The sequence below is a fragment of the Tardiphaga sp. genome (assembly GCF_025356345.1).
Taxonomy (GTDB): Bacteria; Pseudomonadota; Alphaproteobacteria; order Rhizobiales; family Xanthobacteraceae; genus Tardiphaga.
This window is the reverse complement of sequence record NZ_JANXTC010000004.1, coordinates 1-10231: the sequence shown is the minus strand read 5'-3', so window position 1 is coordinate 10231 and position 10231 is coordinate 1. Positions and strand designations below refer to the sequence as shown.

Genomic DNA, 10231 nt, shown 5'->3' with positions numbered 1-10231 from the left:
CATCGACTCCGGAAAAATCGTCCGCGAGGACAGCGCGGAAAATCTCGCGCGTGATCCCGAAGTCGAGGCCGCCTATCTCGGCCATGCGTCGTAGATGCAAGACACCCAGCTCCACAACGCGATCGTTCCCCGGACGCGGTGCAGCGCGCCGCATCCTTGCGGCGTGGTGCGCCGCAGAGCCGGGGTCCCGATTGTGCAGGCAACAAACCGGGATCCCGGCTCTGCGGAGCGGCACTTCGCGCCGCACCGCGTCCGGGACACGATATCACTCAGCCCAATTGACGCGCTTCTAATCGCTACCCAAGGAATTCCGGTATGACCTTCGACCTCATCCTGCGCAACGCCGCCATCGTCGATCGAGCGGGCATCGCCGATATCGGCATCCGTCACGGCCGCTTCACGGCTATTGAAGCTGACCTCCCCAAGGGCGCGCCGGAACAGGATCTGGGCGGCCGTCTCGTCGTCGGCGGTTTCGTCGAGACCCATATCCATCTCGACAAATCCTGCCTGCTCGGCCGCTGCAATTGCGCGCAGGGCACGCTTGCGGAGGCGATCGGCGAAGTCGCCAGGGCCAAGCGCGGCTTCACCGAGGAGGACGTCTACGCCCGCGCTTCGCAGACGCTGGAGAAGGCGATCAAGCACGGCACCACGCAGATGCGCACCCATGTCGAGGTCGATCCCCGCGTCGGCCTCACCAGTTTTCGCGCGCTCAAGCAACTCAAGGCGGACTATGCCTGGGCGATCGATCTGCAGCTCTGCGTGTTTCCGCAGGAAGGCCTGCTCGACGATCCCGGCTGCGAGGACATCATGCTGCGGGCGATGAAAGAGGGCGCCGACGTGGTCGGCGGTGCGCCCTATATGGACAAGGATTCGCACGGCCAGATCGCCAGGATCTTTGAAATGGCAAAAACATTTGGCACCGACATCGATTTCCATCTCGATTTCGCGCTCGATCCCACCCATCTCGACCTCGACGAGGTCTGCCGCATGGCGACGGCCACCGGCTGGGGCGGTCGCGTGGCCATCGGCCATGTGACGAAGCTGTCCGCGATGCCCAGGGCCGGCTTCGAGGCCGCGGCGAAACGCCTCGCCGATGCCGGCGTCGCGGTCACCGTGCTGCCGGCCACCGACCTGTTCCTCACCGCCCGCGACCACGAATTCAACGTGCCGCGCGGCGTTACCGCGGCTCACAAACTGCGCGCGCTCGGCGTCAACGCCAACGTCTCCACCAACAACGTCCTCAATCCCTTCACACCGTTCGGCGATGTCTCGCTGATCCGGATGATCAACCTCTATGCCAATGTGCTGCAGGTCGGCACGTCAGACGAACTCGCTTTCTGTCTCGACATGGTGACGTCGGCGTCGGCCCGGCTGCTCAACCGCGGCGATTACGGCATCAAGGTCGGTAACCCCGCCGACCTCGTGGTGCTGGATTGTGCCACCAAGGCGGAGGCGGTATGCGAGGTCGCGCAGCCTCTGTTCGGGCTGAAGCGCGGCGTTCGCACCTTCACCAGGCCCGCCGCCACGCTGCACCGGCCCACGAACTGATTCACGGAGATCTCGATGCCGATCAACGACACGCTGAATGCCTTTGTCGCCCATGGCCGCATCGATGTGCGGACGACGAATGAAGGCCCACTCGCGGGCTTGAGCTTCGCCGTGAAGGACTTTTACGACATCAAGGGCCTGCCGACCGCCGCCGGCAGCCCGGAATGGCTGGCGACGCATCCGGTGCCCACCCTCTCGACGCCAATCTATGATCGCCTGCTCGCGGCCGGCGGCACATTCGTCGGCAAGACCCACACCGACGAACTGGCGTGGAGCCTGAACGGCGAGAACGCGCATTACGGCACGCCGACCAATCCGGCCGCGCCCGGCCGGATTCCCGGCGGCTCCTCCAGCGGCTCGGCGTCGGCCACCGCCGGCGGACTGGTCGATTTTGCGATCGGCTCCGACACCGGCGGCTCGGTACGGCTGCCCGCCAGCTATTGCGGCGTCTATGGCATCCGCACCACCCATGGCCGCATCCCGCTCTCGGCTGCCGTGCCGCTGGCGCCGAGCTACGACACGGCTGGCTGGTTTTCGCGCCGCGCCGACATGATGCAGACAATCGGCGATGTGTTGCTCGACGGCGCCCGCGCGCCGCGCAAGATCACCAAGGTGCTGGTGGCGCGCGATCTGTTCGCGGCGATCGATGACGGTGTCACCGCCGCGCTGCGGCCCTCGGTTGACAAATTGCTGGCGCTGGTCGGCACCAGCGAGGCGGTCGATGTCGCGAACGGCGATATCGCCGCGTGGCGCAACGTGTTTCGCGTCATCCAGTCGGAAGAGGCCTGGGCCGCGCAGGGCGAATGGATTTTGGCGACGAAGCCGAAATTCGGCCCCGGCGTCAAGGAACGCTTCGCGGCCGCAGCATTAATGGACAAGGCCGAGATCGCCGCCGCCAAGGCATTGCGCGAAACCATTGTCGCGCGATTGTTGTCGCTGATGACACCGGACACCGTGATGGTGCTGCCGACCTCGCCGGGCATCGCGCCCTTGCTCAACACCCCGGCCGACCAGCTCGATACCTTCCGCTTCCGCGCCATCGAACTGTTGTGCCTCGCCGGCCATGCCGGCCTGCCGCAGATCTCGATTCCGGCCGCTACGCTCGATGGCTGCCCGCTCGGCCTCTCGATCATCGGCGCAAGGAATTGCGACGAGGATATTCTGGCGCTGGCGGTGCAATTGGCGAAGTAGCGCACCAGCCGTGCGTTCCCTCGCCCCGCGCTTGCGGGGAGAGGGCTGGGGTGAGGGGCTCTTGTGAGTGAAACGCTGGCAGCCCCTCACCCGGCATGCGCGCTGACGCGCGATGCCGACCTCTCCCCGCGGAAGAGCGGGGAGAGGTGAAGAGCCACAGCGCTTGTCGCTCCTACTTCGACTTCCCCGCGCCCTTTTCCGCGGCGCGGCGCAGGGCTTCCGCAAACGCGCCGCCCGGTGCCGCTTCACCCGGCTTGATTGGCGCCGACGAACTCATCTTCTGCCGCTCCGGCACGCGCGGACCGCGGTCGCCCTGCGGGCGTTCGGCCTTGGGCCCCACGGCATCGTCCATCCGCAGGCTCAGCGCGATGCGTTTTCGCGCGACCTCGACTTCAAGCACCTTCACCTTGACGATGTCGCCGGACTTCACCACTTCGCGCGGGTCCTTGATGAAGGTGTGCGACATCGCCGAGATGTGCACCAGCCCGTCCTGATGCACGCCGATATCGACAAAGGCGCCGAACGCCGCGACGTTGGTCACGGTGCCTTCCAGGATCATGCCGGGCTTGAGATCGCTCAGCTTCTCCACGCCTTCCATGAACACCGCCGCCTTGAAGGCGGGACGGGGATCGCGGCCGGGCTTTTCCAATTCGCGCAGAATATCCGTCACGGTCGGCAAGCCAAAGGTGTCGTCGACGAAGGACTTCGGCTGCACCGTGCGGAGAATTTCGGCATTGCCGATCAACGCCTTGATGTCGCTCTTGGTCGCCGCCAGAATCTTTCGCACCAGCGGGTAGGCTTCCGGATGCACGCCGGACTTGTCGAGCGGATCCTCGCCGTCGCTGATGCGCAAAAAGCCCGCGCATTGCTCGAACGCCTTCGGTCCCAGCCGCGGCACGTCCTTCAGCGCCTTGCGCGACTTGAACGGGCCGTTGGCGTCGCGATGCTGCACGATGCTCTGCGCCAGGCCGGAGCCGATGCCCGAAACGCGCGCCAGCAGCGGCGCGGAAGCAGTATTGACGTCGACGCCGACGCCGTTGACGCAGTCTTCCACCACCGCGTCGAGCGATTTCGCCAGCTTCGATTCACCGAGATCGTGCTGGTACTGGCCGACGCCGATCGCCTTGGGATCGATCTTCACCAGCTCCGCCAGCGGATCCTGTAGTCGCCGCGCGATCGACACCGCGCCGCGCAGCGTCACGTCGAGCTCCGGCAGTTCTTCGGAAGCGAAGGCCGAGGCCGAATACACCGAGGCGCCGGCTTCCGACACCACGATCTTCGACATCTTCAAATCCGGCAGCAGCTTGACCAGCTCCATCGCCAGCTTGTCGGTCTCGCGCGAGGCGGTGCCGTTGCCGATCGCGATCAGATCGACCTTGTGCTTGACGGCGAGCTTGCCCAGCGTCGCCAGCGCGGCGTCCCACTGCCGCTGCGGCTCGTGCGGATAGATAGCAAGCGTATCGACCACCTTGCCGGTGGCGTCGATCACGGCGACCTTGACGCCGGAGCGGAAGCCGGGATCGAGCCCCATGGTGACGCGCGCGCCGGCCGGCGCGGCCAGCAACAGGTCGCGCAGATTGGAGGCGAACACGCGCACCGCCTCGGTCTCGGCCGCGGTCCACAGCCGCATCCGCAGATCGATGTTGAGATGCACCTGGATCTTGGTGCGCCACGCCCAGCGCACGGTTTCGGTCAGCCATTTGTCGCCCGGCCGGCCCTGGTCGGAGATCGCAAAGCGCTGCATGATTTTCATCTCGAACGACGAGACCACCGGCACGGTCGGCGGTTCGGCGGGCGGCCGCTCGGGCTGCATCTGCAGATCGAGAATCTCTTCCTTCTCGCCGCGGAACATCGCCAGGATGCGGTGCGACGGCAGCTTGTGCAGCGGCTCGCTGAAATCGAAATAATCCTTGAACTTCTCGCCCTCGGCCTTCTTGCCGTCGCGCACCTTCGATGCCATCAGCCCGCTCGACCACACCTGTTCGCGCAAGGCGCCGATCAGGTCGGCGTCCTCGGCGAAGCGCTCGACCAGAATGGCGCGCGCGCCGTCCAGCGCCGCGGTGACGTCGGCGACGGCCTTGTCGGCATCGACAAAGGCTTCGGCGACCTTCTTCGGGTCGTTCAGCGGTTCGGTCAGCAGCAATTCGGACAGGGGCTCGAGGCCGGCTTCCTTGGCGATTTCCGATTTGGTGCGGCGCTTCGGCTTGAACGGCAGATAGATGTCCTCGAGCCGGCCCTTGCTGTCGGCGCCCATGATCGCGGCCAGCACCTTGTCGTCGAGCTTGCCCTGTTCCTTCACCGATTCCAGGATCACCAGACGGCGCGCTTCCAGCTCGCGCAGATAGTTCAGGCGCTCTTCCAGGTTGCGCAATTGCGTGTCGTCGAGCTCGCCGGTGACTTCCTTGCGGTAGCGGGCAACGAACGGCACCGTGGCGCCGCCATCGAGCAGTTCGACGGTCGCCGACACCTGCTGCTCGCGGACGCCGAGTTCTTCCGCAATCTGTCGAATAATATTGGCCACGCGCAGTTCCTTCGCAACATCGCGGCGGGTCTCGTCCCCGCCATCGGGTCACGCTTATGGACCCATGGCGAGCGATTCATCAACCCTCCGACGACGTAAGATATTGTTCTGTGGATGGCGCTTCGCGAAGCGGGTAAAACTCGAAATCTGGCCATTTTGGTTCGATCGGCTATCCTGGGTGGGCACAGGCGCGGCATCATGGCCGAGTTGACGGAGCGCGCGATGACGAGCGTGGTTGTTCGGAATCCTGAAGTGCTCGGCGGGCGCCCGGTATTCCGCGGAACACGCGTCCCCGTCGAGGTTCTGTTTGAGAATCTCGAACACGGGATGTCGATCGACGAGATTATCGAATCCTATCCCGGTCTCTGCCGCGAGGACGTCATTGCGTGCCTCGAGGAGGCGAGCGGCTCGCTTAAGGCGGCCGCACTCTGAGAATCCTGCTCGACGAAAACGTGCCGGTTCAACGCCGAAACGTTTTCGGCGGTCACGAGGTCACCTCCGTAAATGATCGAAGCCTCGGCTGGAAAAATATCAGTAACGGCCCGCTGCCCGCGGAGATGGAAGGTCGCTTCGATCCGCTTGTCACGGCCGCTGGTCAATACGTCCTGCTCGAAAAATCTGGCACGCTTCGCGCTTGGCCAATCTGTCCCGCGGGCGACGACAATGGCGGTATCGGCGGATGAGATGCCGCGGACGGTGCCACAGGTCCATGATGCGCTGCAAAATATAACACTGGATCGCCGCCGCCGATCTGTGTAGACGGACGCTCCTCCCGGGAGCGATGATGTCTACTTGCGGTCTTGATTTTGGAACGTCGAACACGACGCTCGGCACCATCGTGGACGATGTCCCGGTCCTCGCCACGCTGGAACCCGGCCACACCACGATTCCGTCCGCGATCTTCTATGAGGTCGACGGGGCGATCCTGATCGGCCGCAAGGCGATGGAAGCCTATGTCGAGGGCGCGCCGGGCCGGCTGATGCGCAGCCTGAAATCGGTACTCGGCACCTCGCTGATCGACGAGACCACCAATACCGGTCGCGAGCGCACCTCGTTTCGCGACATCATCGCCTGGTATCTCGGCGCGGTGAAGCGCCGCGCGGAGGTCGCCACCGGCCGTCCGCTGCGCAATGTGGTGCATGGCCGCCCGGTGCATTTCGTCGACAACAACCCGGTCAGCGACCGCAAGGCCGAGGCGACCCTGCGCGACATCGCCTCCGACATCGGTTTCGACGAGGTCACCTTCCAGTTCGAGCCGATCGCGGCGGCGCTGGACTATGAGCGTACGCTGAATTCGGAAGAGATCGCGCTGATCGCCGACATCGGCGGCGGCACCTCCGACTTTTCCATCGTGCGATTGAGCCCGGAGCGGCATCGCCATGCCGAGCGCCAGGCCGACATTCTGGCCAATGACGGCGTGCGCATCGGCGGCACCGATTTCGACCGCCAGCTCAGCCTCGGCGTCTTGATGCCGCTGCTCGGCTATCGCACGGCGATGAAGCGCGCCGGGCTCGACGTGCCGTCCGGCTATTTCCACGATCTCGCCACCTGGTCGAACATCAACCGGATGTATGAATCCAAGGTGATGAACGAGGTCCGCCAGGTCCGCTTCGAGTCGAAGCAGCCCGAACTGCTGGATCGCCTGGTGCGGGTGCTCGACGAGCAGCGCGGCCATACGCTGGCGATGGAAATCGAGGAAGCCAAGATCGGCCTGTCCGCGGCCCCCAGGGCCAGCATCGCGCTGGACTGGATCGAGCCCGGGCTCCAGGCTGGCGTGGCCCGCAAGGAACTGGTCGGCCACACCCAGAATCTCGCCGAGCGCATCACCGCGCGGATTGCCATCTGCCTCGCTCAGGCCAGCCTGCGGGCCGAGGATATCGACGCCGTGTTTCTGACCGGCGGCTCGGTGCAGCTCGCCCATGTCCGCAAGGCCATCACCGCCGCCGTCCCCAACGCCCGCGCCATCGACGGCGACACCTTTGGCGCGGTCGGCAAGGGCCTGACCATCGAGGCGGTCCGGCGCTACGGGCCGGGCTAGCTCCTCGTTCCCCGGACGCGACGCGGCACGAAGTGCTGCTTCGCAGAGCCGGGGCCCCGGTGACTTCCGCGCCTGACCGGGATACCGGCTCTGCGCGGCGGCGTAGCGGCGATGCAAGGGCATCGCCTGAGAATGCCGCAGCGCGTCCGGGACACAGCTTGCACCCTTGATCGCGCGGCCGCAAAAGCCATATTACCCTCTATGACAAAGCTTTCGAATCGCGACCGTATTCTCATCGAAGGCCTGAAGGTTGTGCATGCGCATGGCTATGCCGGCGCCAGCGTGCGGGACATTGTCAGCGCGGCCGGCGTACCGCAGGGCAGCTTCACCAACCATTTCACCTCGAAAGAGGCGTTCTGCCTCGAAATTCTCGACCTGTATTTGGCCGGTGGCCGCGAATTGATGGCGCAGACGCTGCGCAATGACGCGGTGCCGCCATTGACCCGGCTGCGCCTCTACATCGATGCCACCAAAGACTGGCTCGACCGCGACCAGATGCGCAATGGCTGCCTGTTCGGCAATTTCACCGCCGAGGCCACCGACCACAGCGAAGCCATTCGCGAGCGGCTGGTGGCGATCTTCGCCGAATTGCAGGAAGCGGTCGCCGATTGCCTGCGCGCGGCGGTGACGGCCGGCGAATTGCCCGCGGATTTCAACTGCGCCGACGTGGCCGGCTTCGTGGTGTCGTCGCTGCAGGGCGCCAGCCTGCTGTGCAAGGCCGAGCGCAGCCCGGCGCCGCTGCGGCGCTTCGAGCGGGTGCTGTTCGCCCAGGTGCTGCGCTAAACGCGAGAAGCGATTTCTGTGTTTTTCGCCGTTCCGCCATTGCACGGAGCGGCCCTTGCATAAACGGGCTGAAGCGGATGCTCGATCAGGCGACCGCCGCGACGATCTTAGTTCGCAGCGACATCAGGCCTTCGAACGCGATCACCATCTCGTCGCCGGGCTTCAGATAAAGCTCGGCGGCGTTGGGCTGACCGACGGCGACGCCGCTCGGCGCGCCCATGGCGATGAGATCGCCCGGCTCGAACACCACGTAGCGCGAGAAGTGCTCGATCACGTCGGCGATCTTGTAGAGATAGTCGCCGGTATGCGCGCGCAGCCGGCGCTGGCCGTTGACGTCGCAGGTCACCCACAGATCGTCGGTATCGGCGGCCTCGTCCATGGTCAGGACATAGGGGCCGACCGGCGCGAAGCCGGGCATGTTTTTCGCGGTCCAGAACCGGCTGCCGGAGGCCACTTCGCGTTTCTGGATTTCGCGCGCGCTGACGTCGTTCATCAGCGTGAAGCCGGAAATATAGTCCAGCGCATCGGCCTTGCCGACGCCGTGGCAGCGCTTGCCGACCACGTAGCAAAGCTCCGGCTCGTAATCGAGCGTGGTGATGTCGGTCGGCTTGACCACTTCGTCGCCGTCACCCGACATGGTGCTGACCAGCTTGATGAAGCCGGTGGGCTCGTTCGGAATCTCGGTCAGCATCTTGTTGGCGAGCAGTTCCTCGCGGTGCTTCTTGTTGTTCTTGCCGACGCAGAAGAATTTTGATGGATCGGCGATCGGCGGCAGAAAGCGCACGCCTGACAGCGGACGAAAATGGCCCTTGCTCTCGGCCAGATCGGCGAGCTCGCCGAGAGCCGCAAGCGTATGCGGGCCGGTGGTCAGGGCCTGCTTGACGCTGCTGGCAGGCACAGGCTTGTTGAAGGCGTCGGCGACAGCGACGACATCGATCAGATGGTCGCCACGGACGATGCCAAACCGAGGACCGTAATGCGGCGACGTAGCGAGAAAGGTTGCCAGACGCATTGTTATTTTCCCCCGGGTAGCTGGACGTCGTTGTCTTTCACCAGTTTGCTCCACTTGGCAACGTCGGCATTGATATAGCGGCCGAACTCTTCCGGAGTCTGCGGCTTCGGCTCGGCGCCGAGCGTGGCCAGATGGGCGCGAAACTCGTCGGTGCCCATGGCGGCGACAATGGCGCTGTTGATCTGGGTGATGATGTCCTTCGGTGTGTTGAGCGGTGCCAGCAGGCCGAACCAGCCCACCGACTCGTAATCCGGCACGCCGCTCTCGGCCACCGTGGGTACGTCCGGATAGAACCGCGAACGCTGCGTGTCGGTGACGCCGAGCGCGCGGAGCTGGCCGGATTGCACGAAGGACTGCACCACCGGCCCCGGCGCAAACATCATGTCGATGCGATCGCCGAGCAGATCGCTGACGGCCGGACCCGTGCCCTTGTAGGGCACGTGCAGCATCTTGATCCCGGTATCGCTGGCGAATAGCAGTCCGGAGAGATGCGAGGCCGCGCCAACGCCGGAAGAGCCGTAAGTCAGCCCCTCGGGTCGCGTTTTCGCCAGTGCGATCAGGTCGGCGGTCGATTTCACCGGCAGGTTCGGGCCGACCACCAGCAAATAGGGCGGCGCGGCGCCGATCACGATCGGCGACAACAGCCTGTTGACGTCGAACGGGACGTCGCCGGTCCCGGTCGATACGGTCATCAGCGCGCCGGTGGACGCCATCAGCAACGTGTAGCCGTCGGCCGGTGCCTTCATCACCGCGCGGGTGCCGATCGCACCGGAGGCGCCGGGCTGGTTCTCGACCACCACCGGCTGGCCCCACAGCGTGTTGAGCTTTTGCGCGATGATCCGCGCCAGCACATCGGTACCGCCGCCCGCGGCGAACGGCACCACCAGCCGGATGGCGTGATCGGGATAGGTCGCCGCCAGCGCCGGCCGCGCCATAGCGCCCAGCGCGAGGACCACAGACAATATTCTGAGCATCGACATATCCTCCCACGGCCTCCCGGTTTTCAGGGTTGGCAGCTATAATCAGCGGACCTGATACGCCAGGTTGGACAGGAAGCACGCAAGTTTTTTGGCGGATCGGCCATGTGCGGGCTGGTGATCGGGTCGATGCGCAGGTTTGCGGGCGGCTTATGATCAGC

At 65.0% G+C, this 10231-nt stretch carries 8 protein-coding genes; 5 read left to right on the top strand and 3 right to left on the bottom strand.

Going from position 1 to position 10231, the window contains the following annotated elements; translation table 11 throughout:
• The first annotated feature begins 315 nt into the window (after window positions 1–315).
• Together Q0S16_RS00105 and Q0S16_RS00100 are read left to right on the top strand one after the other, a co-directional pair.
• Entirely contained in the window at window positions 316–1548 is a 1233-nt protein-coding gene (locus Q0S16_RS00105; RefSeq protein WP_295843705.1) for an amidohydrolase family protein, read from the top strand.
• 15 nt (window positions 1549–1563) lie between these two features.
• The gene (locus tag Q0S16_RS00100; RefSeq protein ID WP_295843703.1) at window positions 1564–2739 is read left to right on the top strand and encodes an amidase; all 1176 of its coding nucleotides are present in this window, start codon (window positions 1564–1566) and stop codon (window positions 2737–2739) included.
• Between the two features lie 172 nt (window positions 2740–2911).
• Here the strand turns inward: Q0S16_RS00100 and Q0S16_RS00095 are convergent, their stop codons facing one another.
• Window positions 2912–5260 carry a Tex family protein gene (locus Q0S16_RS00095; protein ID WP_295843701.1) on the bottom strand — a complete coding sequence of 783 codons (2349 nt, stop codon included), beginning with the start codon at window positions 5258–5260 and terminating at the stop codon, window positions 2912–2914.
• Between the two features lie 114 nt (window positions 5261–5374).
• On the opposite strand from Q0S16_RS00095, the gene Q0S16_RS00090 reads away from it, so the two are divergent.
• The 3 genes from Q0S16_RS00090 to Q0S16_RS00080 all read left to right on the top strand — a co-directional run bounded on the left by Q0S16_RS00090 (window position 5375) and on the right by Q0S16_RS00080 (window position 8081).
• Window positions 5375–5692, top strand: coding sequence for a DUF433 domain-containing protein (locus Q0S16_RS00090; protein ID WP_295843698.1), 318 nt, complete (start codon window positions 5375–5377; stop codon window positions 5690–5692).
• Between the two features lie 352 nt (window positions 5693–6044).
• Entirely contained in the window at window positions 6045–7298 is a 1254-nt protein-coding gene (locus Q0S16_RS00085; protein ID WP_295843695.1) for an Hsp70 family protein, read from the top strand.
• A 201-nt stretch (window positions 7299–7499) separates the two neighbouring features.
• Window positions 7500–8081, top strand: coding sequence for a TetR/AcrR family transcriptional regulator (locus Q0S16_RS00080; RefSeq protein ID WP_295843694.1), 582 nt, complete (start codon window positions 7500–7502; stop codon window positions 8079–8081).
• An 85-nt stretch (window positions 8082–8166) separates the two neighbouring features.
• Here the strand turns inward: Q0S16_RS00080 and Q0S16_RS00075 are convergent, their stop codons facing one another.
• A complete protein-coding gene (locus Q0S16_RS00075; protein WP_295843691.1) occupies window positions 8167–9093 on the bottom strand; it encodes a fumarylacetoacetate hydrolase family protein in 927 nt (308 codons plus the stop codon).
• A 2-nt stretch (window positions 9094–9095) separates the two neighbouring features.
• Entirely contained in the window at window positions 9096–10067 is a 972-nt protein-coding gene (locus Q0S16_RS00070) for a tripartite tricarboxylate transporter substrate binding protein (RefSeq protein WP_295843690.1), read from the bottom strand.
• Between the last annotated feature and the right edge of the window lie 164 nt (window positions 10068–10231).